Raw genomic sequence first — 23,893 nt, 5'->3', positions numbered from 1 at the left:
GATTTCGATCGTCCGGCGACCCTGAACCTAACTTGAGAGCCCTCTTATGTCCTCCGACCCATCCATCATCCTGGTAGTAGAAGACGATGCCATCGTGCGCATGCTGATCGTCGATGTATTGGAGGAACTGGAGTTCAAGGTCCTTGAGGCCGATGGCAGCGAAAAGGCACTGGAATTTCTCAATGATGAAGACCAGTACATTGACTTGATGATGACCGATGTGGGTTTGCCGGTGATGGATGGCCGCGAACTGGCAACTCAAGCGCGGATGCTGCGCCCTGAACTGCCGATCCTGTTTGCCAGCGGTTATGCCGAGAGCATTGATGTGCCGGAAGGCATGCATGTGATCGGCAAGCCGTTCTCGATTGATCAACTGCGGGACAAGGTCAAGGGCATGCTTGCCTGAGTCTCGTCGTTTCGCCCTGCCGTTTCTCCTCTGCCCTCTACCCGCACCAAGGAATACCCGTTAATGAGTCAGCCCCGCGCAACCAAAGTATTGGTTATTGGTTACGTCTGGCCCGAGCCCCGTTCTTCGGCGGCCAGTGGGCATGTCATGCAGATCCTCGAAACGTTCTTGCAGCAGGGTTGGGACATTACGTTCAGCAGCCCGGCCGGGACCGGCGAACATCGGGCAGATCTGACGGCGCTGGGCATTCGTGAAGTGCCTATCGAGTTGAACAACAGCAGCTTCGACGCGTTCATCAGCGAACTGGCGCCGGATATCGTGTTGTTCGACCAGTTTTTGATGGAAGAGCAATTTGGCTGGCGTGTAGAGAAACACTGTCCTGACGCGTTGCGTGTGCTTGAAACATCGGATTTGCAAAGCCTGCGCCATGCCCGGCATCAACGGCTCAAGGATCGCTTGAAGGCCAGTGACGACAACAATGATTTCAGCGAGTTGTTTGTACCAGCGTTGCGCGAAGAGTTCGAGTTGATGGCAGACACTGATCTAGCCAAACGAGAAATTGCCGCGCTGTATCGTTGCGACTTGAACCTGATGATCTCCGAAGTGGAAATCGAGTTGCTGGTCGAGCAATTCAGAATGCCACGCAACTTGCTGCATTGGTGTCCGTTGATGGTCGACGTACCGGACTCGACGCCGATACCGTTCGAACAACGGGCGCATTTCCTGAGCATCGGCAACTTCCGGCATGCGCCGAACTGGGACGCCGTCCTCTGGATGAAAACCGCCATCTGGCCACTGATCCGTGAGCAACTGCCCTCGGCCCAGTTGCATATCTACGGCGCTTACACACCGCCCAAAGCGACCGCGCTGCATAACCCGGCCCAAGGGTTTCATATCATGAACTGGGCAGAAGACGCCTTGCAGGTGATGTCGGTGGCACGTGTGTGCCTGGCGCCGTTGCGCTTCGGCGCCGGGATCAAGGGCAAGATTGTCGACGCCATGTTGTGTGGCACGCCATCGGTGACGACGCCCATCGGCGCCGAGGCGATGCAGGGTGATCATCGCTGGCCTGGAGCAGTGACCCGCACGGCGCAGGAATTCGCCGATTGCGCCGTGCAGCTTTACAAGGAAGAAGCGTTTTGGAGGGAGGCCCAATCCCGGGGGCAAGTATTATTGGCTGATCGATATCGACAGTCGCAACATGGCCCCGCCCTGATTGAAAAATTATTGCATTGCCAACAACACCTGTCGCAACTAAGAAGCCAGAACTTTACGGGCAGCATGTTGCGTCATCACCACCACAAAAGCACGCAATACATGGGGCAATGGATTGAAGCTAAAAACAGGAATCCGATTTAGCGGCCGCACACAGGCGATACATACTTTGCATCGTCACGATTATTGACCAAGCCTGTTACCCGCTCTATAAACAACACGCCGAACCCAAGTTTGATCAACAGGCTTGGTACAACTTATTTTAATGAAACACATCAATGCAAGGATGCATTAAATGGACACTATTGTTCAGAATAACTACGCCACGGACAACTGGATGGCCGCTACACCGGACATCGATACGTTGTCGCTCTTCGAGATGACACTGCCGGGCACCCATAATGCCGGTAGCGACTGGAAAGCGTCCTGGCCGCTTATCCCCGGTGCCCATTGGCTGGCCTGTCAGCACGACTCGTTTTACTCCCAGCTTCGCCATGGTTCCCGCGCGTTGGACATCCGATTGACATACGACGCCGACGCCCCGGGGCTTGGGAAATTCTGCCTCCATCACAATGGTTACCGCAATGGTCGCACCTTGGGACACCTTGTGACCGATGTCCGGAACTTTCTTACGGACAACCCCGATGAATTCATCATTCTCGATTTTCATGAGTTAAGTGGGGACTCGTTTGATTTTACTTACTTCAACAAAATGATTGTCCACATGTTGGGATGGCGATTGATCCCTGCAAAGAATCGGACTTTCAACCTCCGTCAACTGAGACAAATCAGTTCCGAGCAACGCATTTTGGTGGCGGCCCCCAGGAATAAGGCACTGGATCAAAACGTATTCATTGAACAGGTCGAGCACAAATGGTCTGGCAACGGCATTACGAGCGCCACCGAATTGGAACAGTACATTATAAAAGTTATGAAATATCCGCCAGGCACATGGGCACCGTGGTCTCTGTCCGCGACCAGTTACAGCGCGCTCGGTGGCCCGGTTGATATTCACGATGAACTTGGCGTGTGGTTTGACCCGAATAAAAGCGACTGGGCGACCCGGTGCAACATTATCAACGTCGATTTTATTGAAGAGAGCAAGATTGTTTCGTACTGCCGAGCGGTGAATTTAAGTAAAGCCGCCAAACGAGCCCATTAGCTGCTGCGCCATTAATTGGCAATTTTTAAGCAAGTATTTCCGCGACTGGCAATGCTGCCGCACAGTTCTATGCTGGGTCATGAAAGCCTTTATACGCAGGCGATCAATAGGGATGTGGCACGTCGCCACATCCCCACCTGAACGGTTTCGCTCACGGATGGAGCGAATCAACGACAAGGAACTGTCATGACCCGCAATACAGCAATCACATTAGATAAACGCCGGTGGATGAGTAACGTACTCGACATCGGCCGGTTGAAGCTGACCGATCTTGTCTGGCCCGGCACGCACAATGCCGGTATGGACAAAAAGGCACCCAACTACGAGGTGGTGCTCGGTAACTGGACGACCTGCCAGAACGATTCATTTGCCTGGCAATTGGCTAATGGCGCACGAGCGTTCGATATTCGGCTCGGCTATACCGCCGGCCCACAAGACCCGGTGTTCTATTTCCATCACAACGGCTACCAATCCCACCGCATTCTTGATGAGTTGATCGACGCGGTGACGGCTTTCCTCGATGAAAATCCCGACGAGTTCATCCTCTTCGATTTCCACCAGCTGGGTGATGCGTCAAAGCCTTTCGACCACTCGCAACTCTATGATTTGCTGATGCGCCGCCTGCGTTTGCGCCTGATCTCTGCTTGGGGTGCATACAGGACCATCGAGCAGCTCAAAAACGACAGTTCACAGCGCCGTATTGTCCTAGCCGCACCGCCGAATCTCGCGGTGTACAGCGATAATTTCTGGCCATCAATCACGCATAAGTGGAATGGCAAGGTATTCACTGACGCCAGCGACCTGCAATCCCATATCCGCACCACGCTCATAGACGCGCCCTATACGACATTTCTGTGGTCGTTGCCGGCGACATGCTATTCGCTGCTGGGCGGACCCCAGCACATCAAAACCCAGATCGACGACTGGTTTCACACAACCCGCGACTGGGTCACCCGCTGCAGCGTCATCAGCACGGATTTCTTCGAGGAGTCGGAAATAGTCCGCTACTGCTGGAGCGCCAACAGCATGAAAGCTGTTTACGGCGAAGCCTTGCATGATCGGGAACCCGCCTGACACCGGGTCGCTGTACGCTGGCATTCCTTACCCGGAAAGAGGCATGATCAGGGCGCAATGACAATAAGAAGCGCCCTGACATGACCCGAACCGCCAGAGTCACCGACCCCTCCTACGAACTGATGGACGACCACAACGGGTTGTCGATCATCTATCGCCAGCATGGATTCCCCTGCCCGCTGGTGCGCTGGCATTTTCATAAGGAATACGAACTGCACCTGATCGTCGCCAGTTCCGGAAAGGTGTTCATCGGTGATTACATTGGCAACTTTTACCCGCAAAGCCTGTTCCTGACCGGGCCTAATCTGCCTCACAACTGGATCAGTCAGGTGGCCGAGGATGAGGTCGTGCCCAAACGCGACATGCTGGTCAACTTTACGGATGAGTTGTTCGAAAGCGGTCATCAGGTGTTCGCTGAACTCAAATCCCTGGCCCCTTTGCTGGAGCGTGCGCAATACGGCATCGAATTTCGATGCAAGCACACCATCCGCCAGGCGACGACGTTGATGCAACGCATCGCCGACACTCAAGGCGTGACCCGGCTTGGGCACTTTTTCATTCTGCTGGAGCTGCTTGCGGCGTCGGACGACTTTCAATTACTGTCGGGCGCCAACACGCCGCAACTGGCGGATGAACACAACATCGACCGCACCAACCGGGCGGTGGATTACATTTTTGCGCATTACGCCCGCGACTTGCCGCTGGAAGAAGTCGCCGAGCACTTGGGCATGAAGCCGACTTACTTCAGCCGGGTGTTCAAACAGGCTACCGGCCGCTGCTTCATCGAGTTCGTCAATCGCCTGCGCATCAGCAAATCCTGCGAGTTGCTGGCCGATGGCGACAAGCCGGTGACCGATGTGTGTTTCGAATCCGGCTTTAACAATATTTCCAATTTCAATCGGCGTTTTCAGCAGCTCAAGGGCATGACGCCTTCGCATTACCGGCGGTTGGCGGTACAGCGGCTGACCGAACAGAATCTAGGTTAAAAACACAATTCTTGTGGGAGCGGGCTTGCCCGCGATGGCGTCGGCACATTCATAATTGATGTGGCTGACATTGCTGTCGCGAGCAAGCCCGCTCCCACAAGTGCTGTATTTACGGCCTGAAACCTGTACATATCCGATGTCACACTATCAAGAAGAGGCGCTTTCCTGTGCCTTCTGTTGAAAACCCCAGTGCAAAATAGTATCGATTCAAGTGCGATGGATGATTTGTCTCATCCTCAATTGAAGGCTGTAATCAGTGCACATTCTTCCTGCCGTCGGAAGACACAAAAACAATAACTGTCCTTCTGTCCCCCATCGGGTGCAGAAAAGGAGTGCACGATGCAACCTTCTGTAAAAGCTCTGCTTGCCCTCACCTGCATGACCCTCAGCAGCGTCAGCCTCGGCGCTCAGACCCTGACCATCGCCACCGTCAACAACAGCGACATGATCCGTATGCAAAAGCTCTCGAAAACCTTCGAGGCCGAGCACCCGGACATCAAGCTCAATTGGGTGGTGCTGGAAGAAAACGTCCTGCGTCAACGCCTGACCACTGACATCGCTACCCAAGGCGGGCAATTCGATGTGCTGACCATCGGCATGTACGAAGCCGCACTGTGGGGCGCCAAGGGCTGGCTGGAGCCGATGAAGGATTTGCCTGCGACTTACGCTCTCGACGACGTATTCCCTTCGGTGCGTGAAGGCCTTTCGGTGAAGGGCTCGCTCTACGCCCTGCCGTTTTACGCAGAAAGCTCCATTACCTATTACCGCACCGACCTGTTCAAGGGCGCCGGGTTGATCATGCCCGAGCACCCGACCTGGACCCAGATCGGTGAATTCGCCAGCAAACTCACCAATAAGGACAAAGAACAGTACGGCATCTGCCTGCGGGGCAAGGCCGGCTGGGGCGAGAACATGGCGCTGATCACCACCGTCGCCAATGCTTACGGTGCGCGCTGGTTCGATGAGCAATGGAAGCCGGAATTCACCGGTCCCGAGTGGAAAAACGCGCTGAACTTCTACGTCGACACGATGAAGAAGTCCGGCCCGCCGGGCGCGTCCAGCAACGGCTTCAACGAGAACCTGGCGCTGTTCAATAGCGGCAAGTGCGCGATCTGGGTCGACGCCAGCGTCGCCGGCTCCTTCGTCACCGACAAGACCCAAAGCAAGGTCAGCGAGCACGTCGGCTTCACCTACGCGCCGCACGAGACAACCGATAAAGGTTCGGCCTGGTTGTACTCCTGGGCGCTGGCGATCCCTACCAGTTCCAAGGCCAAGGACGCGGCGAAAACCTTCAGTGCCTGGGCGACCTCCAAGGAATACGGTGCGCTGGTTGCTGAAAAAGATGGCATCGCCAACGTACCGCCCGGCACTCGGGCCTCGACCTACAGCGAGGCTTACATGAGTGCAGCGCCGTTTGCCAAGGTCACGCTGGAATCGCTGAAAGCGGCGGACCCGAGCAAGCCGACCCTCAAGCCGGCGCCTTACATTGGCATTCAGTTGGTGACCATTCCTGAATTCCAGGCGGTGGGCACCCAGGTCGGCAAGCTGTTTTCGGCGGCGCTGATCGGCCAGACCACGGTCGACCAGGCGCTTGCGGCCGCCCAGCAAACCACAGAACGCGAGATGAAGCGCGCCGGTTATCCCAAATAACCCCTAGCCATCCAAATTGTGGCGAGGGAGCTTGCTCCCGCTGGGGTGCGAAGCGCCCCCAAAAGCTTTGCGACTGCTGCGCAGTCGAGCGGGAGCAAGCTCCCTCGCCACAAAAGCCCGCTCCCACATTTTGATCTTCGTCTGTCTGTCCTAATCGGTTAAATGCCATGAATATTTCAACTGCCAAAGCTCACATGGACATCCCCCAACCGGTGCGTAAAAGCCGGCTGGCCAATCCCGGCTGGTTTCTGGTCAGTCCCTCGGTGGCGTTGTTGCTGCTGTGGATGATCGTGCCACTGGGCATGACCGTTTACTTTTCGATGATCCGCTACAACCTGCTCTATCCCGGTGAAAACGAGTTCGTCGGGCTGGAGAACTTCAGCTACTTCCTGACCGACTCCGGGTTCATGCCCGGCGCCACCAACACCCTGTTGCTGGTGGGCAGCGTGTTGCTGATCAGTGTGGTGCTGGGCGTGCTGATCAGTGCGCTGCTGGAAGCCAGTGAATTCCTCGGCCGCGGCATCGTTCGAGTGATGCTGATTTCGCCGTTTTTCATCATGCCCACCGTCGGCGCGCTGATCTGGAAGAACCTGATTTTCCACCCGGTCTCGGGGATTCTCGCCTACGTCTGGAAACTGTTCGGCGCGCAGCCGGTGGACTGGCTGGCGCATTACCCGCTGCTGTCGATCATCATCATCGTCTCCTGGCAATGGCTGCCGTTCGCGATCCTGATCCTGATGACCGCCATGCAGTCTCTCGACCAGGAACAGAAGGAAGCCGCACGCCTCGACGGCGCCGGGCCGATCGCGATTTTCTGGCACCTGACCTTGCCGCACCTGGCCCGGCCGATTGCGGTGGTGGTGATGATCGAAACCATCTTCCTGCTCTCGGTGTTCGCCGAAATCTTCACCACCACCAACGGCGGCCCCGGCTATGCCTCGACCAACCTCGCGTACCTGATCTACAACCAGGCGCTGGTGCAGTTCGACGTCGGCATGGCGTCCGCCGGCGGCTTGATCGCGGTGGTGATCGCCAACATCGCGGCCATCGTGCTGGTGCGCATGATCGGCAAAAACCTGACCGACAAGACTTGAGGCCTGCGCCATGACCCTTCAACAATCCCGCCGTCTGCAAAGCCTGCTGCTCGGCACCCTGGCCTGGGCCATCGCGATCCTGATCTTCTTCCCGATCTTCTGGATGGTGCTGACCAGTTTCAAGACCGAAATCGACGCCTTCGCCACGCCGCCGCAGTTCATCTTCACGCCGACGCTGGAGAACTACCTGCACATCAACGAGCGCAGCGATTACTTCAGCTTCGCCTGGAACTCAGTGGTGATTTCCTTCAGCGCCACGGCCCTGAGCCTGCTGATCGCGGTGCCGGCGGCGTACTCGATGGCGTTCTACGAAACCCAGCGCACCAAGGGCACGCTGCTGTGGATGCTCTCGACCAAGATGCTGCCGCCGGTGGGCGTATTGATGCCGATCTACCTGCTGGCCAAGAGTTTCGGTTTGCTTGACACGCGCATCGCACTGATCGTGATCTACACGCTGATCAACCTGCCGATCGTGGTCTGGATGATTTACACCTACTTCAAGGACATCCCCAAAGACATCCTCGAAGCCGCACGCCTGGACGGCGCGACCCTGTGGCAGGAAATGGTCCGGGTGCTGCTGCCGATCGCCAAGGGCGGCCTCGCGTCCACGGTGCTGCTGTCACTGATCCTGTGCTGGAACGAGGCGTTCTGGTCGCTGAACCTGACCTCATCGAAAGCCGCGCCACTGACTGCGCTGATCGCCTCCTACTCAAGTCCCGAAGGTCTGTTCTGGGCCAAGTTGTCGGCAGTCTCGACCCTGGCCTGCGCACCGATCCTGATCTTCGGCTGGATTAGCCAGAAACAACTGGTCCGCGGCCTGTCGTTCGGCGCCGTGAAATAGCCCTCAAAGAATAAGCACAAAGGAGCGCCACCATGGCCAACCTGAAAATCAAGAATCTGCAAAAAGGCTTCGAAGGCTTTTCCATCATCAAGGGCATCGACCTGGAAGTGAACGACAAGGAATTCGTGGTCTTCGTCGGCCCGTCGGGCTGCGGCAAATCCACCTTGCTGCGCCTGATCGCCGGGCTGGAAGAAGTCAGCGGCGGCACCATCGAACTCGATGGCCGCGACATCACCGAAGTCAGCCCGGCCAAGCGTGACCTGGCGATGGTGTTCCAGACTTACGCCTTGTACCCGCACATGAGCGTGCGCAAAAACATGTCGTTCGCCCTCGACCTGGCCGGTGTGCCGAAAGCCGAAGTCGAGAAAAAAGTCGGCGAAGCGGCACGCATCCTTGAGCTGGGACCGATGCTCGAACGTAAACCGAAACAGTTGTCCGGCGGCCAGCGTCAGCGCGTAGCCATCGGACGCGCCATCGTGCGCAACCCGAAAATCTTCCTGTTCGACGAACCGCTGTCCAACCTCGACGCCGCCCTGCGGGTGCAGATGCGTCTGGAACTGTTGCGTCTGCACAAAGACCTGAAAGCCACGATGATCTACGTGACCCACGATCAGGTTGAAGCGATGACCATGGCTGACAAAGTGGTCGTCCTCAATGGCGGCAAAATCGAGCAAGTCGGCTCGCCGCTGGATCTGTATCACCAGCCGGCCAATTTGTTCGTCGCAGGCTTTCTCGGCACGCCGAAAATGGGTTTCCTCAAGGGTAAAGTCACCCGCGTCGAAAGCCAAAGCTGCGAAGTCCTGCTGGACGCCGGCACCCGCATCACGCTTCCGCTGGCTGGCGCCAATCTGAACGTCGGTGGCGCCGTAACCCTGGGCATTCGTCCGGAGCACCTCAACCTCGCGCAAACAGGCGACTGCACCTTGCAAGTCACTGCCGACGTCAGCGAACGCCTGGGCAGCGACACCTTCTGCCACGTCGTGACCGCTTCCGGCGAAGCGCTGACCATGCGCGTTCGCGGCGACCTGGCCAGCCGCTACGGCGAAGCCTTGAGCCTGCACCTGGACGCCGAACACTGCCATTTATTCGATGCCGACGGCGTGGCGCTGACCCGCCCGTTGCGCGCAGCGGCCTGATTTAGAGAGCCTGTGATGAAACTCAATAAACACAACCTCAACCGCCTCGCCCCCGAGGTGGTCCTGCCGGCCTACACCCTGAGCGATACGCGCCAGGGCATCGCCCACATTGGCGTCGGCGGTTTTCACCGTGCTCATCAGGCGTATTACACCGACGCGCTGATGAACACCGGCGAAGGCCTGGACTGGGCGATTTGCGGAGTCGGCCTGCGCGCCGAAGACCGCCGCGCCCGGGACGATCTGAAGGAGCAGGACTACCTGTTCACCCTGTTCGAACTCGGCGATACCGACGACACCGAAGTCCGGGTCATCGGTGCAATTCGCGACATGCTGTTGGCCGAAGACGGCGCGCAGGCGTTGATCGACAAACTCGCCAGCCCAGAGATCCGCATCGTTTCGCTGACCATCACCGAAGGCGGCTACTGCATCGACGACAGCAACGGCGAGTTCATGGCCCACCTGCCGCAAATCCAGTACGACCTGGCGAACCCGAACGCACCGAAAACCGTGTTCGGCTTTCTCTGCGCCGCACTGGCCAAACGCCGCGCCGCCGGCACGCCGGCCTTCACCTTGATGTCTTGCGATAACCTGCCGCACAACGGCGCGGTCACCCGCAAAGCCTTGTTGGCGTTCGCCGCTTTGCGCGATGCCGATCTGCGCGACTGGATTGAGAGCAACGTCAGCTTCCCTAACGCCATGGTCGACCGCATCACCCCGATGACCAGCACCGAACATCGCCTGCAACTGGCCGACAAACATGCGCTGGACGATGCCTGGCCGGTAGTCTGCGAACCCTTTGTGCAATGGGTGCTGGAAGACAAGTTCGTCAACGGGCGTCCGGCCTGGGAAAAGGTCGGCGTGCAATTCACCGACGACGTCACGCCCTATGAAGAGATGAAAATCAAACTGCTCAACGGCAGTCACCTGGCCCTGACGTATCTTGGGTTTTTGAAGGGTTATCGCTTCGTTCACGAGACCATGAATGACCCGCTGTTCGTGCGTTACATGCGTGCCTACATGGACTTGGATGTCACACCGCAACTGTCGCCCGTACCGGGGATTGATCTGACGGACTACAAGAACACGCTGGTGGCGCGCTTCTCTAATCAGGCGATTGCCGATCAGCTGGAGCGCGTTTGTTCGGACGGTTCGTCGAAGTTTCCCAAGTTCACTGTGCCGACGATCAATCGTTTGATCGCCGATGGCCAGGAGACCAAGCGTGCGGCGTTGGTGGTGGCGGCCTGGGCGTTGTATTTGAAGGGCGTGGATGAGAATGGCGATACCTACTCGATTCCCGATCCGCGGGCGACGTTCTGCCAGGCGTTGGTGGCGGATGATGTGTTGATTACCCAACGGTTGCTGGAGGTCGAGGAAATCTTTGGTACGGCGATTCCGCGTTCGCCGGAGTTTGTGGCGGCGTTTGAATGGTGCTGCAACAGCTTGCGGGAGGTGGGGGTTTCGCGGACGTTGGAGCGGGTGTTGGCGTAAGTGCGGCGGTGGATTGACTGCCGTCATCGCGAGCAGGCTCGCTCCCACACTGGATCGGTATCGCACACAAAATCGTGGCCTCTGAAGATCTCCTGTGGGAGCGGGCCTGCTCGCGATTGGCTTCACCGAAATCGACCTGACACACCAAGGACTCTCCATGACAAACCAACACCTCTTCCTCGGCATCGACTGCGGCACCCAAGGCACCAAAGCCGTGATCCTCGACGCCCACAGCGGCCAGGTCCTGGGTCAGGGCGCCGCCGTGCACAGCTTGATCAGCGGTGCCAACGGTCGTCGCGAGCAAGACACCAGCCAGTGGCTGGAAGCGTTCACCCTGGCCACCCGCCGCGCGTTACTCGCGGCGAATGTCGACGGTCAGGACATCCTCGGCATCGGTGTCTCCGGCCAGCAGCACGGCCTGGTGCTGCTCGACGAACAGGGCCAGGTGTTGCGTCCGGCCAAGCTCTGGTGCGACACCGAATCCACCCCGCAGAACGACCGTCTGCTGACTCACCTCGGCGGAGAAAAGGGCTCACTGGAACGCCTCGGCGTGGTCATCGCGCCGGGCTACACCGTGTCCAAACTGCTGTGGACCAAAGAACAGCACCCGGACATTTTCGCCCGAATCGCCCGCATCCTCCTGCCCCACGACTACCTCAATCATTGGCTCACCGGCCGCAGTTGCAGCGAGTATGGCGATGCCTCCGGCACTGGCTATTTCAACGTGCGAACCCGCCAATGGGATTTGCAGTTGCTGCGCGACATCGACCCGAGCGGCCGTCTGCAAGCCGCGTTGCCGGAGTTGATCGACGCCCATCAAGCGGTCGGCACGATCCTGCCGAGCATCGCCGAGCACTTGGGCATCAACCCGCAAGCGCTGGTCTCCAGCGGTGGCGGCGACAACATGATGGGCGCCATCGGCACCGGCAACATCAAGCCCGGCGCGATCACCATGAGCCTCGGCTCTTCGGGGACGGTGTACGCCTATTCCGACCAACCGAAAGTCAGCCCGGATGCGTCGGTAGCGACCTTCTGTTCTTCCAGCGGTGGCTGGTTGCCGTTGATTTGCACCATGAACCTGACCAACGCCACCGGGGTCATTCGTGAGCTGTTCGAGCTCGATATCGAACAGTTCAATGCCTTGGTGGCACAAGCGCCCATCGGTGCCGACGGCGTGTGCATGTTGCCGTTCCTCAACGGTGAACGCGTCCCCGCCCTGCCCCATGCCACCGGCAGCCTGCTCGGCCTGACCATGACCAACCTGACCCAAGCCAACCTGTGTCGCGCCGTGGTGGAAGGCACGACCTTCGGTTTGCGTTATGGACTGGACCTGCTGCGCCAGAATGGCTTACAAAGCCGCAGCATTTGCCTGATCGGCGGCGGCTCGAAAAGCCCGGTGTGGCGCCAGATCGTCGCCGACATCATGAACACCCCGGTCATCTGCACCGAACAAAGCGAAGCCGCCGCCCTCGGCGCGGCGATTCAGGCGGCGTGGTGCAAGTCTTGGGCAAACGGCCACAAGGACAGTCTGGCGGACCTTTGCGAGCGTTGCGTGAAGCTCGACCCGGCCAGTGAAACCTTGCCGATTGCCGAAAATGTGGCGGCCTGTCAGCAGGCCTATGAACGCTATCAACAGCATGTCGTAACCCTTTAACGAGCGAATAATTATGTATCTGGTGTGTGGCGAAGCGCTGTTCGATTTCTTCAGTGAAGACGACGCCAGCGGCCTGGCTTCAAAAGTGAATTTCAAGGCGATTGCCGGCGGTTCGCCGTTCAACGTCGCCGTCGGACTGCGGCGGTTGGGCGTGGACGCGGCACTCTTTGCCGGACTCTCCACCGACTACCTCGGTCGACGCTTGCAGCAGGTTTTGCAGAATGAGGGCGTGCGTCCCGACTACCTGGTGGACTTCGCCGCACCGACCACGCTGGCAATGGTCGCGGTCGGCGCCAATGGCTCACCACACTACAGCTTTCGCGGTGAAGGTTGCGCAGATCGTCAGCTTAAATCCGAGCACCTGCCGGAGCTGGGGCCTGACGTGCGCGGTTTGCACATCGGTTCGTTTTCGCTGGTGGTGCAGCCGATTGCCGATACCTTGCTGACGCTGGTGCAGCGCGAAAGCGGTAAACGCCTGATCAGCCTTGATCCGAACGTGCGACTCAATCCTGAGCCGAATATCGACCTATGGCGGTCGCGCATTGCGACGCTGGTTGAGTTGGCCGACTTGATCAAAGTCAGCGATGAGGATTTGAGCCTGCTGTATCCCGAGCAGGATCCGCAGCGGGTGATTGAGGGTTGGCTGCAGCATCGCTGTCAATTGGTGTTTTTGACCCGCGGTGGCGAAGGTGCGACGGTGTTCAGCCGCAAGCATGGCTCATGGTCAGTGCCGGCCAGCGCAGTGAAAATCGCCGATACCGTGGGCGCGGGCGATACGTTCCAGGCGGCGGTGATTACCTGGCTGACGGAGCAGCAGCTGGATTCGGTTGAAGGTGTGCAATCGCTTGAGCGCGAGCAAATCGACGGGATGTTGAGGTTTGCGGTGAGTGCCGCGGCGCTGACCTGCAGCAAGACCGGGCCGGATTTGCCGTATCGGCAGCAGTTGGAAATGCGCTGAATGTAAGGCCCTCATCGCGAGCAGGCTCGCTCCCACAGTAGATCTTCAGTGAACACAGGTTGTGTGCCCGGCAACGATCCAATGTGGGAGATTCTATGTTGCCCGGCAACCCTGAATTCTCAGGCTGACAGGTATTCGCTCTGATTTTTCATCAGGGCAAATGCCACTCGACAGAGCTTTCGGGCCAAGACAACCAAGGCCTGGGTTTTCGAGAAGCCTCTAGCCAGGTATGCCTCGTAAAACGGCTTCCATTTAGGCGAGCGACACGCCGCCATTGCGGCGTTGTACGCCAAACGACGAACCTCCGGATCTCCTTTTTTGGTCAGGTACCGCTGCCCATTCTTCTTGCCGGAGTCTTCGACTGCCAAGTCCATTCCCAGGAATGCGATGAACGCATCGCTGTTCGCAAAATCGCCCCGCATAAAGGTCGTCGCCAACCCGGTTGCGGTCAGTTCCCCAACGCCTTCGATGGCTTTGCAGCGATCAATATTCGCCTCAATTCCCGCCTCTTTGCTGACCTTGCGCAGCAGTTTCTGAATCGCCTGATCCGCTTGCTTGAACGCCTTCTGCTGAGCGACCTGCACTTTCTTCAACAAGGGTTCATTGGCCCAACTCAACATCAGCCCAGCATGGTTCTGGATCAGCGTTGCACGTCTGTGAAGCAGGCTTTTCAGCGAGCTGTAGGCCTTGGGTGGCGGGCTCCAGACCCGCAGTTTGCTTTGTTCATTCTCCAGGTAACGCGCCAGCAAACGCGCATCGCAGGGATCGTTCTTGGCTCGTTGGCCAACGCCACGGCGGTAATGACTCACGCGATAAGCATCCACCACGTAGACCTGATGACCCATCTCATGGGCCAGCTCTACCGTGTCCAAGTGGTAGATGTTGGTGGCTTCAACGGCGATAGCGCTTTGGGCAGGCAGGGTTTTAAGCCAACGCTTGAGGGCGGTTCGATCGTTCTTGATGTCTTGAATGATTTGCAGGTCGGTGCGATAGACAGCAATTTGGGCCTTGGCGATATCGATACCAACAACCGTCTGCGAAGTAAGGATTGTCATGACGAATCCTCGGAGCTAGGGTTTAAGTGCTTGTTGGGGTCTACCGTTGCGCTGGCTTGTCTCTATCGTCGGTTTACCGATGAATTCCTTATCGGCGCTTTGGGTAGAAGGGGCGGGACGAGAAGTCTCCCACAGTCTGTACTGGTCAGAGTCAGAATCGAGTCTGTAGTCCCACCCACCCCTTCAAGTCTAAACATACAAGCGAGCCTGCTCGCGATGGCGATGTAACACACGCCGCCAATCCAACGGTCACACCATCGAAAGCCTGAAATGACTGTCAATTCGGGATCGCCGCAAAGGTGTGACGCTGTCATGTTCAGGAACGGATGACGAACTAAGTCCAGCATTCATTGGCCCAAACCGTGTACCTAGGGGTTTTCCTGATAGCCCAAGGCATCCACACCTACGCCATTTGCGCCTTGAACGAGGCGGTTTAATGCTGCACCATCCGCACCAGCTTATTCAAAGGACGGAATTAAAGGCATGCTGGACGCGAACGCAACCCATATTTCCCTGACGCTGGAAGGCGTTTCCGTTGACCTGCAAGTGCTCAGCTTCGTCGGTCGCGAAACCCTCAATCAGCCATTCTGTTTCGACATCGAACTGGTCAGCGCCCGTCCCGACCTGAAGCTCGAAGAGTTGCTGCACAAGCCTGGCTGCCTGACCTTCGGCGCAACCGGCGAAGGCATCATTCACGGTCTGGTCTATCGCATCGAGCAAGGCGACTCCGGCAAAAGCCTGACGCGCTACAGCATCAGCCTGGTCCCGCAACTCGCTTACCTGCGCCACAACCATGACCAGCAGATCTTCCAGCATTTAAGTGTGCCGAAAGTCATCGCCCAGGTACTTGAGGCGCGCGGCATCCTGTCTGACGCCTACAGTTTCCAGCTCGGCGCGATCTACCCCGAGCGCGATTACTGCGTGCAGTACGACGAATCCGACCTGCATTTCATCCAGCGTCTGTGTGAAGAGGAAGGCATTCACTTCCACTTCCAACACAGCGCCAGCGGCCACAAACTCGTCTTCGGCGATGACCAGACGGTGTTCCGCAAACTCGCGCCCGTGGCCTACCAGCAAGACTCCGGCATGGCCGCCACGAAACCGGTGATCAAGCGCTTCAACCTGCGCCTGGAAACCCGCACCTCCCGCGTCAGCCGCCGCGACTACGATTTCGAAAAACCACGCATCCTGCCCGAAGGCGCCGCCAAGAGTACCTTCGCTCCAGACCTCGAAGACTACGACTATCCTGGCCGTTTCACCGACCGCGCACGCGGCAAACAACTGGCGACCCGCGCGCTGGAACGCCATCGCAGCGACTACAAACTCGCCGAAGGCAAAGGCGACGAGCCCACCCTGGTCAGCGGCCACTTCATGGCCCTCAGCGAACACCCGCGCGCCGAGTGGAACGACCTCTGGCTGTTGCTCGAAGTCGTGCACGAAGGCAAGCAGCCGCAAGTGCTCGGCAAAAACGTCACCAGCGACGTCACCCACAACAAAGACGATTTCCATCAGGGCTACCGCAACCGCTTCCTCGCCACCCCGTGGGACGCGCACTTCCGCCCTGCCCTCGAACACCCGAAACCGAAAGTCCTCGGCAGCCAGACCGCCATCGTCACCGGTCCGCCCGGCGAAGAAATCCACTGCGACGAATACGGCCGCGTCAAAGTGCAATTCCACTGGGACCGCGACGGCCAGGCCAACGACAAGACCAGTTGCTGGTTACGCGTCGCCACCGGCTGGGCCGGCAGTGCCTACGGCGGCATCGCCATCCCGCGGGTCGGCATGGAAGTCCTCGTCACCTTCCTCGAAGGCGACCCCGACCAACCGCTGATCACCGGCTGCCTGTTCCACAAGGAAAACGTCGTCCCCTACGACCTGCCGGCGAACAAGACCCGCAGCACCTTCAAAACCCTCAGCTCACCGGGCGGCAAGGGTTACAACGAGTTCCGCATCGAAGACAAGAAAGGCGCGGAACAAATCTACTTGCACGCCCAGCGCGACTGGGATGAAAACATCGAACACGACCAGAAAATCCGCATCGGCAATGAACGCCATGACACGGTCGAGTCCAATGTTTTCAGCGAGTTCAAGGTTGAAGAACACCGGATTACCCATCTGGACCGCAAGACTGAAGCGCGGGCGGATGATCACCTGACCGTGGCGGTGACCCAGCATGTGAAGGTCGGGACGGCGCAGTTTGTCGAGGCGGGTCAGGAGATTCATTACCACGCTGGCGAGAAGGTGGTGGTTGAAGGCGGAATGGAACTGACGGCCAAGGCTGGCGGGAGTTTCGTCAAGGTTGATGCGGGGGGTGTGACGATCAGTGGGGCTGAGGTGAAAGTGAACACCGGGGGGTCGCCTGGGGTGGGGACAGGGATTCAGATTTTGCCGCCCGTCATCCCGTGGGCCGCCGCTCAGGACAAAGCCGGCGCCCTGCTCGTCCCGGCCGCCGTACAAATGGCCATGGCCAAAGCCGCCCGTGCGTCGGGCGACATACGCTGCCCGATTTGCGAAGCCTGCCGTGAAGGCAAGTGCGATCTGGGGACTGCAGCATGAGCGACGCACTGAACAACTGGCTCGGCGAACAGGCAAAACTCAATCGCGTGCTGATCCTGGCCCTGGACAGCCTCGCTGAGCCGAACCCGGTCACTTCGCTCTACAGCGCCGGATTGATGAAGCGCTCGGTGCAGCTCTATCGACGCACCCAATATGCCGACTTCGCCGCCATCAGCCCGTGGCTGACCGAATTGCACGAACCCAACGCCGATGCCTTCCGCAAACTGCTGGACGACCCGCAGCGCAACTGGGGCTGGATCGGCAGCATGGAAAAAGCCGACCTCGACGGCCTGACCCAACACTGGCAAGCGCGGATGGTCATTGAGGAAGACGGCGAACGATCGTTGTTCCGTTTTCAGGACAATCGGGTGATTGCTCGATGCCTCGCTAACTTGAGCGAAACCGAATGGCCGTTGCTGTTAGGCCCGATCAGCAGCGTGCTGTATTGGGACGAGGAGCAATGGAAAAGCGCCGATAACGCCCGCCCCGGCATGTACCCGGTGCCCAACCCCGCGCCGTGGTTGCGAATTCCAAACGCGCCGGAGCGTACCCGCAGCATCTTGCGTGAAAACCTGAAACGTTGGCTGCTGGTGTACCACGTCGAGGCCGCCGCCAAACTCTCCGAAACCCGCAATGTCCGCGAATGGCTGGAAGAACAGATGGACCTGCTTGAAACCTGGCAATGGAACACGCCAGAACAACGCGAATTCATGCTCAGCCTGAGACTTGATCCCAAATGCGCAGAAGACGTGGCTTGGCAGCCATTGCCGAGTGAAACCCCAGAGCAGCATTTTGCGCGGTGTCAGCGGGTGTTTGACGCGAGTTTGGGCAAACCAGAGCGTGAGTAAGTTTGTGGCGGCTGGCATAACAGCGTTTGCGGCTGAACACTTTTCTGGATGCTTGCCTTTGTTCCTCGCTGCGGCGGGCGTGGTGGCGGCTTCTGGCTGTTCGGCCATCAAGCCTGCCGATAGTTTTACGTTGCTGACGGAACTGCCACCTGGGTTCAGCATTAAAGGTGAAGCGTCTTATGTGCCGCGTACGGGGGAAAGCTGCACAGTCCCGGCTCGCGAAGGAAGAAACCAACCGGGCAAAAAATTTTTCAAACAAGATCTTAAAATCGAAGCGCAAACAGCACGATTTGAAATCCCCCTTATAAGCAACGAAGGAGGCTGCCCTTTAGTGCTTAAACGTTTTGATTATGAAGTAGACGCAAAATATGGCCGAACCCGGCTAAACATAGGGAGAGACTACGCTGGGATTTCTTTTGTAGATAAAGCGATCAGTACCTCACCAATAACGCACCAAAACACACTTCAAAGAAACTGCCAATGGTTATTTCGCACAGCCGGACCAAAAAACAATATCAGCAAGATACTTAGTTGCAAGGCAGTCGCCGCCCCTACTACTCCCGAAGCCATACAACGTGACGAGCTTTTGGGAAAGTCTTTAACTGCTATATTTTCACTGGCACATGAAGAGCTTCCTTATATGGGAGACACCTGGATCAAATTTCCCGAAGGCTGGAAGCGGTGCCTGGGGAAAAGCATCGAGGACCCCTACGGGTTTTGTAACGGAAATACGACTAACTTCAAACCATTCAAGATGCCGGATGGACGTGACTGCACTGTCTACCCCAACTGCACCGAACAAGGACTATAAAATGCTTTATCGCGACTTTTACACTGGACTTGTTCGAGCAGCGGCTATCGGTTTGGGAGCGTTTGGGGCTACAGGTTGCTCCGTCGCACAACAGGATAGCTTTACGCTGATCACTGAACTGCCACCCGGATTCAGCATTAAAGGCGAAGCGTCTTATGTGCCTAGAACGGGAGAGAATTGTACGATCCCGCCTCGCAATGGGCGTAATTACCCTGGCAAAAAATTTTTTGAGCAAGAACTTAATAACGAAGCGCAGACGGCACATTTCGAAGTCCCACTGGTAAGCAATGAAGGAGGCTGCCCTTTAGTACTTAAAAGTTTCGGATATGAGGTCGACGCAAAATACGGAGCTGCCCGCCTCAATTTAGGCAGGGATTACACAGGGATTTCGTTTCAGGATGGAATTGCGGACAATCTCAGCCCTCCTTCACCTACGACACTACAGAAACAGTGCGAATGGTTGTTTCGTACGGTAGGTCCCAATCGTTACATAGCTAAAATTCTAAAATGTAAATCTGTGGCAACGCCTGAACAGGAAAGTGGCGCAGTTGCAAAAGGTCCGCTGCAACGTGCTCAATTGGTAGGAAAGACGGTTAAAGTAGTTTTTGCTATTTCAAGCGAAGAAAGACCGGCCGTAGGTGATAACTGGGTAAAATTCCCGTCTGGCTGGAAGCGTTGCATGGGTGACAGCCTTGAGGATCCTTATGCGTTCTGCGGAGACAATAAAACTGACTTTAAACCCTTCAAAATGCCCGATGGACGTGACTGCACCGTCTATCCGGCTTGCACCGAATAAGGAAATTCACACATGCCAGCAAAGAAGCCAGTACAACCGCTACTGACTGACACTAAACAAGCTTGCCCACTCAGAGGCACGTGGGTTAGTTTTCAACTAGTGGATGAGTCAGGGAATGGTAAACCTTATGCCGGTTTAGCCTACAAACTTGTTGATAGTACCGAGCAATCCCATGAAGGGATTTTAGATTCTGAAGGTTTCGCCAAGGTTTGCGACTATTACGAAGGCCCTGTCATTCTCACAGTTGATAGCGGCTACAAAGGAGACGATAAGCTCTATAAATCTCTAATGACACGACCGAGTTACCCTCTAAAAATTACCGAATTACAGGTGCGAGCCGAAACAACCCGCTTTATTCGCAAGGATGGCCTACGGGTTGAAAATAATCCTGCAAAAGCGAAAGCTGACCAATTTTTTCACGTCGAAGTTCAACACCTAGTTAAAATACATGCCCATCTTCCTCCTGAGTCAAAAAGCAAATACCCACCGAATCACAATCTTCTAAACTTAATGGGTGACCTAGGATTCGGTCAAGAAAAACCGGGCCTATGGGGAGTTGTGTTGCTTCCAGAAAAGCACACAGCTCTTGAAGTTCGTCCATTACGCTCTTTTCGGCCCATGCTTTCAAAAGACAATAAATTCAGCGCGTTGAATTTGTATCAGCTTTCTTTGTTTGCCAGTCTTAGCTACTGTGATTTTGGTCAAGAACCGGCCGAACAGCCAACAGACACTGTCAAATTCCCTCTTGATCCGAGCGTCGGATACTTGTTTGGGAATGGACTGGCTAGTTTCAAAGAAGCTTGGAAAATCAATTCAGCCCAGACGACCCCTTACTACCCGCTTTATGAAGATGTGCCGTACTCGAAGCGTTTCGAAGTCCTACCATTTGATCCGACACTCTACGAAAAAAACAAACCTGAATTAGGCGAAGAGCAGGAATGTCCTGCAAAATGGCATTTCTTTGATGATGGGAAAGTAAAAGGTGGTAGTGATACTCAGGCTTTCATAACCCACCATGACGAAGTCATTCTGATTTCCGTCCGTGGAACGAAAGAACTCGTGGACTTTGTGCGAGACACCGATGCAGAGCAAGTTCCATTTGAAGAAGGTGTAGGTAAAACGCACCAAGGTTTCTACAAGGCCTATAAGGCGATGAGTAAATTTGTTCAGGTTTACCTCGACCAGTTCCACACGGGGCAAAAGATCATTATTTGCGGACATAGCCTAGGCGGGGCAATCGCGACGTTGCTCGCAGAAGCATTACGACGCAGTCCAAATGCGTACGACATATTGCTTTATACCTACGGCTCGCCACGAGCCGGCGACGCCGACTTCGTCAATGGCGCGGTAGGCTTGGCCCATCACCGCATGGTCAACAGCAACGACCCTATTCCAAGTGTTCCCGCGCCCTGGATGAACACCCGCAAAAGTATCTGGATGCCCGGCGTGGTCCTCAGTTTTGTCACCGCCCCTTTAGGCGCACTTATTTTCGCTATAGGCCTGTCGCGAACTGGCGGTGCTCCATACGAACACCAGGGTAATCTGCACCATTTCATGCCCGTTCATTTTAAAGGGCGCGAGCAATCCGCGGTTCTCTGGGACCCAGGTTGCGACTCTATCGAAGAGGCGGCTTGCACCAAGGCATTGAAAAAGTTCGGCGATATGCCCGACCGTGATGCTTTTGTGATGCAACTGTTCCAGATGAGCGATCACTACATGGTGCCCTCCTACATTCCGTACGCTTGGGCAACATTGCGCCGCTGGCAGCAAACCCAGGAAAGCGGGACTACCGTGGTTACCAAAACAGAGTACGACCAGGTTTACTACCAATTGCAAGAGATGCAGGAGCGGCTGAAGGCGAAAGAAGCTGAACTGAGGTTCGCTTACCAATCTGACCGTCGGCAGTACCAGCAAGAGGCAAATGTGTTGAGAGCAGAAATTGGACGGCTTGATACATCAAGACAACGGATTCACACCCTTAGCTTCCTCAAACTAGTGCCTGAGGACATCTACGGCTCCGCCACTCAAGCGCCGGAACATAAAATCAACGTAGATCGCTGGATGGCAAAAAAAGAAAACAGTGTCGAGGTCCAGCTCGCGATGATTCCTGATGCAAGCAGCAGTGACCTGAGGACAGCGTAGTTTTCAGGAATGCTTTAACTCGGTACGCGTGTAAACAAGCCAGTGTCCGCAGGAGACTGGCTTGTTATGTACCGCAGTGGCGTCAGACCGGCGCCTTCCACCCCATCATCCGCTGCTGGGCAACCTGCAACAGATCACAACCATCCTGAGTCAGAAGGTAAACCGCATGAGTGATGTGGGGGATATCCTGAACATCGCCGTGCTTGAAGCATTGGCAGTGGAGCGTTTCAAGCAGCTGACTGGAAGCCCGGACCCGCTGTAGAGCGGCTTCGAGGATGTCTTGGGGATTGGCTTCGGTGTCGATCACCAAGGGACTTGAGTCGGTAACGCTGCTGTTGATTGAACGGTAGCGATCGGGAAATGCGTTTAGCGTTGTCATAGAAAGTTACTCATCTGTTTTGAAGTAACCGCCCCACCGTGACCAAACGATGGGAGGCGGACTGTATACAGGCTTGGTCAACCGAGAACAGTAACTCAGCTCGCCCGAAGGCGTCCTGCACACAGCCGCCACAACGATGCGCTATAAGGACGTAGATGTCCGCTTGGCGAATCATGGCACACATATGTGCACTGTTCTCACAGGTGACCAAACCTGTCCGCTGATTTTGCAGCGAGCCCAAACAGTAATCGCTTCAACCCATCCGGCGAAAGTCGACAAAGCGCCTGACCTTGTAGGACCAAGCCGAAGACTTCGTAGACGCTTTCCTAACGAATCATCCGACAGAAAAAACTCGCGACAGGCGGCGTTCAGCCGGGTTAACCATCCGTTAACCGCGCGGTCCAAGACTTTACTGGACCGCACGCCCTCAGGTACCTCTGACGCCCAGTGCGGCAGGTTCGACGCTCAATCCGTCGAGCTGACTCAACGTCTGCACTGGAGATCGCCCCATGAACATCCGCACGCTGCTGATGACTTCCGCCCTCGCCTGCACCGCGTTTACCGGTCTTGCGCAGGCCAACGACACGTCGCCCTCTCAAGCCACCCCTTATCACTACGGCATGCCACTGAACATCGGCAAAGTAGTCGCGCTGACTGAGCCGAACACACTGGAATGCAAAGTGATCACGGCCGATATGAAGTACATCGATACGTCAGGCAAGCCTGAAGAAATCAGCTACCGGAAGCTTTCTGACGCGTGCAGTTATCAGAACTGACTGAAAGGTCTGATTTTGCACTTTGCGGTACTCATGTGAGGGTTCTGGCGCTATGCTTTGGCGCCTCCCTCACTGCCGCAAGGATTCGCCATGCAGTTATCGTTTCGCACTCTGTCGACCTTCACTTCCCTTCTATGTTTTCTGCTGGCCCTGGTCTGGGGTTTGATGCCGGATTGGCTACTGGCGATCTGGAGTATTGAATTTTCATCGGCGGCAGGGTTTGTTGCGCGGCGCAGTGCGGTGCTGTTCGCGGCGTTGGGCGTGATGTTTTATCTGGTTCGAAACGAGGCGACGTCTGTCGCCCGTAATGCGCTGAGCACCGGGTTTACCGTCGGCTGTTTTGGCCTGGCAGTGCTGGGTTTCGGCGAATGGCTCAATGGCCATGCCGGGCCGGGCATTTTGCTGGCGGTGATGGTCGAGTCGGCGCTGGGACTGGGGTTTATCCAGACCCGGCGCATTTCAGCAGAACTCGAAACTGCGGGCTAAAGCGCTTTCCTGTCGGGATGCAGTGTCTGACTCGCGTCCCGCTGCTGCATCTCAGAACGTAGACCTGCAATCAAGTCGTTGATTTCACGGCAACCGTTCAGGTGTTTGGCATTTATCCCTGTCACCATCAGATCGAGGTGATCGGTTTCACGATCGGAATACACCTTGACGGTCATCGACAGGTCCGGCGACAGCGTGCACTGACAGCGTTTCGGCAGAAAACTGCTTTCAACGATATTGCGTAACTCCAAGGCAGAAAGAAACATGGCGACCCTCTCCTAATTGTGAGATTGCCAATTAATATCCAACGTCGGCGGGTGCTGAGATCTCCCGCTTTACTTCCTTCGCGGGGCATCTGCGTCTCAACAACGGACCGTTTT

22 protein-coding genes are annotated in these 23,893 nt (G+C 56.5%); 19 read left to right on the top strand and 3 right to left on the bottom strand.

All coding sequences use genetic code 11. From position 1 onward, the window contains the following. Positions 1 to 46 precede the first annotated feature (46 nt). The 12 genes from ACA053_RS14095 (at position 47) to ACA053_RS14040 (ending at position 13,664) form a co-directional block, all read left to right on the top strand. Complete coding sequence (locus ACA053_RS14095; protein WP_497317972.1) at positions 47 to 406, top strand: response regulator; 360 nt, start codon at positions 47 to 49, stop codon at positions 404 to 406. A gap of 63 nt (positions 407 to 469) precedes the next feature. After that, the gene (locus ACA053_RS14090) at positions 470 to 1,765 is read left to right on the top strand and encodes a glycosyltransferase (RefSeq protein WP_497396010.1); all 1,296 of its coding nucleotides are present in this window, start codon (positions 470 to 472) and stop codon (positions 1,763 to 1,765) included. A 151-nt stretch (positions 1,766 to 1,916) separates the two neighbouring features. Further along, positions 1,917 to 2,783, top strand: coding sequence for a phosphatidylinositol-specific phospholipase C domain-containing protein (locus ACA053_RS14085; RefSeq protein ID WP_497396008.1), 867 nt, complete (start codon positions 1,917 to 1,919; stop codon positions 2,781 to 2,783). A 186-nt stretch (positions 2,784 to 2,969) separates the two neighbouring features. Further along, entirely contained in the window at positions 2,970 to 3,857 is an 888-nt protein-coding gene (locus ACA053_RS14080; RefSeq protein ID WP_497396006.1) for a phosphatidylinositol-specific phospholipase C domain-containing protein, read from the top strand. A gap of 80 nt (positions 3,858 to 3,937) precedes the next feature. After that, positions 3,938 to 4,843, top strand: coding sequence for a helix-turn-helix domain-containing protein (locus ACA053_RS14075; RefSeq protein WP_497396004.1), 906 nt, complete (start codon positions 3,938 to 3,940; stop codon positions 4,841 to 4,843). Between the two features lie 339 nt (positions 4,844 to 5,182). Continuing rightward, positions 5,183 to 6,493, top strand: a complete 1,311-nt coding sequence (locus ACA053_RS14070; RefSeq protein ID WP_497317964.1) for an ABC transporter substrate-binding protein — start codon at positions 5,183 to 5,185, stop codon at positions 6,491 to 6,493. A 167-nt stretch (positions 6,494 to 6,660) separates the two neighbouring features. Further along, positions 6,661 to 7,587 carry a carbohydrate ABC transporter permease gene (locus ACA053_RS14065; RefSeq protein WP_497393206.1) on the top strand — a complete coding sequence of 309 codons (927 nt, stop codon included), beginning with the start codon at positions 6,661 to 6,663 and terminating at the stop codon, positions 7,585 to 7,587. A 10-nt stretch (positions 7,588 to 7,597) separates the two neighbouring features. Continuing rightward, on the top strand, positions 7,598 to 8,428 hold the full coding sequence (locus ACA053_RS14060) for a carbohydrate ABC transporter permease (RefSeq protein ID WP_462010068.1): 831 nt from the start codon (positions 7,598 to 7,600) through the stop codon (positions 8,426 to 8,428). Positions 8,429 to 8,460: 32 nt separating this feature from the next. Continuing rightward, positions 8,461 to 9,564 carry an ABC transporter ATP-binding protein gene (locus ACA053_RS14055; RefSeq protein WP_497396002.1) on the top strand — a complete coding sequence of 368 codons (1,104 nt, stop codon included), beginning with the start codon at positions 8,461 to 8,463 and terminating at the stop codon, positions 9,562 to 9,564. A gap of 15 nt (positions 9,565 to 9,579) precedes the next feature. Continuing rightward, a complete protein-coding gene (locus ACA053_RS14050) occupies positions 9,580 to 11,052 on the top strand; it encodes a mannitol dehydrogenase family protein (protein ID WP_497396000.1) in 1,473 nt (490 codons plus the stop codon). 157 nt (positions 11,053 to 11,209) lie between these two features. Continuing rightward, a complete protein-coding gene (xylB, locus tag ACA053_RS14045) occupies positions 11,210 to 12,706 on the top strand; it encodes a xylulokinase (protein ID WP_497395998.1) in 1,497 nt (498 codons plus the stop codon). Between the two features lie 13 nt (positions 12,707 to 12,719). Beyond that, positions 12,720 to 13,664 carry a carbohydrate kinase family protein gene (locus tag ACA053_RS14040; protein WP_497395996.1) on the top strand — a complete coding sequence of 315 codons (945 nt, stop codon included), beginning with the start codon at positions 12,720 to 12,722 and terminating at the stop codon, positions 13,662 to 13,664. 119 nt (positions 13,665 to 13,783) lie between these two features. Here ACA053_RS14040 and ACA053_RS14035 read toward each other — a convergent pair whose 3' ends face one another. After that, positions 13,784 to 14,719 (bottom strand): IS110 family transposase, encoded by a 936-nt coding sequence (locus tag ACA053_RS14035; RefSeq protein WP_497394665.1) that lies wholly within the window; start codon positions 14,717 to 14,719, stop codon positions 13,784 to 13,786. 483 nt (positions 14,720 to 15,202) lie between these two features. On the opposite strand from ACA053_RS14035, the gene ACA053_RS14030 reads away from it, so the two are divergent. Genes ACA053_RS14030 through ACA053_RS14010 form a run of 5 tightly spaced genes read left to right on the top strand, consistent with a single transcriptional unit; the run spans position 15,203 to position 21,872 of the window. Beyond that, positions 15,203 to 17,275, top strand: coding sequence for a type VI secretion system Vgr family protein (locus ACA053_RS14030; protein ID WP_497395994.1), 2,073 nt, complete (start codon positions 15,203 to 15,205; stop codon positions 17,273 to 17,275). After that, positions 17,272 to 18,123: a DUF4123 domain-containing protein gene (locus tag ACA053_RS14025; protein WP_497395992.1), complete on the top strand. Its 852-nt coding sequence runs from the start codon at positions 17,272 to 17,274 to the stop codon at positions 18,121 to 18,123. The genes ACA053_RS14030 and ACA053_RS14025 overlap by 4 nt, the downstream gene beginning before the upstream one ends. Continuing rightward, positions 18,116 to 18,934, top strand: a complete 819-nt coding sequence (locus tag ACA053_RS14020; protein WP_497395990.1) for a hypothetical protein — start codon at positions 18,116 to 18,118, stop codon at positions 18,932 to 18,934. The genes ACA053_RS14025 and ACA053_RS14020 overlap by 8 nt, the downstream gene beginning before the upstream one ends. Further along, positions 18,885 to 19,730: a hypothetical protein gene (locus ACA053_RS14015; protein WP_497395988.1), complete on the top strand. Its 846-nt coding sequence runs from the start codon at positions 18,885 to 18,887 to the stop codon at positions 19,728 to 19,730. Before ACA053_RS14020 ends, ACA053_RS14015 begins: the two co-directional genes overlap by 50 nt. A 12-nt stretch (positions 19,731 to 19,742) precedes the next feature. Next, positions 19,743 to 21,872 (top strand): lipase family protein, encoded by a 2,130-nt coding sequence (locus tag ACA053_RS14010; RefSeq protein ID WP_077747820.1) that lies wholly within the window; start codon positions 19,743 to 19,745, stop codon positions 21,870 to 21,872. Between the two features lie 82 nt (positions 21,873 to 21,954). On the opposite strand, the gene ACA053_RS14005 is transcribed toward ACA053_RS14010, so the two are convergent. After that, entirely contained in the window at positions 21,955 to 22,251 is a 297-nt protein-coding gene (locus tag ACA053_RS14005; RefSeq protein ID WP_109630981.1) for a hypothetical protein, read from the bottom strand. Positions 22,252 to 22,760: 509 nt separating this feature from the next. On the opposite strand from ACA053_RS14005, the gene ACA053_RS14000 reads away from it, so the two are divergent. Both ACA053_RS14000 and ACA053_RS13995 read left to right on the top strand, forming a co-directional pair. After that, on the top strand, positions 22,761 to 23,027 hold the full coding sequence (locus ACA053_RS14000; protein WP_497395985.1) for a DUF2790 domain-containing protein: 267 nt from the start codon (positions 22,761 to 22,763) through the stop codon (positions 23,025 to 23,027). Positions 23,028 to 23,117: 90 nt separating this feature from the next. Beyond that, positions 23,118 to 23,513: a hypothetical protein gene (locus ACA053_RS13995; RefSeq protein WP_497395983.1), complete on the top strand. Its 396-nt coding sequence runs from the start codon at positions 23,118 to 23,120 to the stop codon at positions 23,511 to 23,513. On the opposite strand, the gene ACA053_RS13990 is transcribed toward ACA053_RS13995, so the two are convergent. After that, positions 23,510 to 23,779, bottom strand: a complete 270-nt coding sequence (locus tag ACA053_RS13990) for a DUF1652 domain-containing protein (protein WP_497395981.1) — start codon at positions 23,777 to 23,779, stop codon at positions 23,510 to 23,512. The two genes, ACA053_RS13995 and ACA053_RS13990, sit on opposite strands and share 4 nt — an antisense overlap. Positions 23,780 to 23,893: the final 114 nt, after the last annotated feature.

It is taken from the genome of Pseudomonas sp. LBUM1672 (assembly GCF_059695655.1).
The sequence above is the reverse complement of the archived record's forward strand: the minus strand, read 5'-3'. Positions and strand labels throughout refer to the sequence as shown.

Bases quoted from the DNA above. Each gene is read 5' to 3' on its own strand.
- ACA053_RS14095 (WP_497317972.1), top strand. From the start codon at position 47: ATGTCCTCCGACCCATCCATCATCCTGGTAGTAGAAGACGATGCCATC.
- ACA053_RS14090 (WP_497396010.1), top strand. From the start codon at position 470: ATGAGTCAGCCCCGCGCAACCAAAGTATTGGTTATTGGTTACGTCTGG.
- ACA053_RS14085 (WP_497396008.1), top strand. From the start codon at position 1,917: ATGGACACTATTGTTCAGAATAACTACGCCACGGACAACTGGATGGCC.
- ACA053_RS14080 (WP_497396006.1), top strand. From the start codon at position 2,970: ATGACCCGCAATACAGCAATCACATTAGATAAACGCCGGTGGATGAGT.
- ACA053_RS14075 (WP_497396004.1), top strand. From the start codon at position 3,938: ATGACCCGAACCGCCAGAGTCACCGACCCCTCCTACGAACTGATGGAC.
- ACA053_RS14070 (WP_497317964.1), top strand. From the start codon at position 5,183: ATGCAACCTTCTGTAAAAGCTCTGCTTGCCCTCACCTGCATGACCCTC.
- ACA053_RS14065 (WP_497393206.1), top strand. From the start codon at position 6,661: ATGAATATTTCAACTGCCAAAGCTCACATGGACATCCCCCAACCGGTG.
- ACA053_RS14060 (WP_462010068.1), top strand. From the start codon at position 7,598: ATGACCCTTCAACAATCCCGCCGTCTGCAAAGCCTGCTGCTCGGCACC.
- ACA053_RS14055 (WP_497396002.1), top strand. From the start codon at position 8,461: ATGGCCAACCTGAAAATCAAGAATCTGCAAAAAGGCTTCGAAGGCTTT.
- ACA053_RS14050 (WP_497396000.1), top strand. From the start codon at position 9,580: ATGAAACTCAATAAACACAACCTCAACCGCCTCGCCCCCGAGGTGGTC.
- xylB (WP_497395998.1), top strand. From the start codon at position 11,210: ATGACAAACCAACACCTCTTCCTCGGCATCGACTGCGGCACCCAAGGC.
- ACA053_RS14040 (WP_497395996.1), top strand. From the start codon at position 12,720: ATGTATCTGGTGTGTGGCGAAGCGCTGTTCGATTTCTTCAGTGAAGAC.
- ACA053_RS14035 (WP_497394665.1), bottom strand. From the start codon at position 14,719: ATGACAATCCTTACTTCGCAGACGGTTGTTGGTATCGATATCGCCAAG.
- ACA053_RS14030 (WP_497395994.1), top strand. From the start codon at position 15,203: ATGCTGGACGCGAACGCAACCCATATTTCCCTGACGCTGGAAGGCGTT.
- ACA053_RS14025 (WP_497395992.1), top strand. From the start codon at position 17,272: ATGAGCGACGCACTGAACAACTGGCTCGGCGAACAGGCAAAACTCAAT.
- ACA053_RS14015 (WP_497395988.1), top strand. From the start codon at position 18,885: ATGGACGTGACTGCACTGTCTACCCCAACTGCACCGAACAAGGACTAT.
- ACA053_RS14010 (WP_077747820.1), top strand. From the start codon at position 19,743: ATGCCAGCAAAGAAGCCAGTACAACCGCTACTGACTGACACTAAACAA.
- ACA053_RS14005 (WP_109630981.1), bottom strand. From the start codon at position 22,251: ATGACAACGCTAAACGCATTTCCCGATCGCTACCGTTCAATCAACAGC.
- ACA053_RS14000 (WP_497395985.1), top strand. From the start codon at position 22,761: ATGAACATCCGCACGCTGCTGATGACTTCCGCCCTCGCCTGCACCGCG.
- ACA053_RS13995 (WP_497395983.1), top strand. From the start codon at position 23,118: ATGCAGTTATCGTTTCGCACTCTGTCGACCTTCACTTCCCTTCTATGT.
- ACA053_RS13990 (WP_497395981.1), bottom strand. From the start codon at position 23,779: ATGTTTCTTTCTGCCTTGGAGTTACGCAATATCGTTGAAAGCAGTTTT.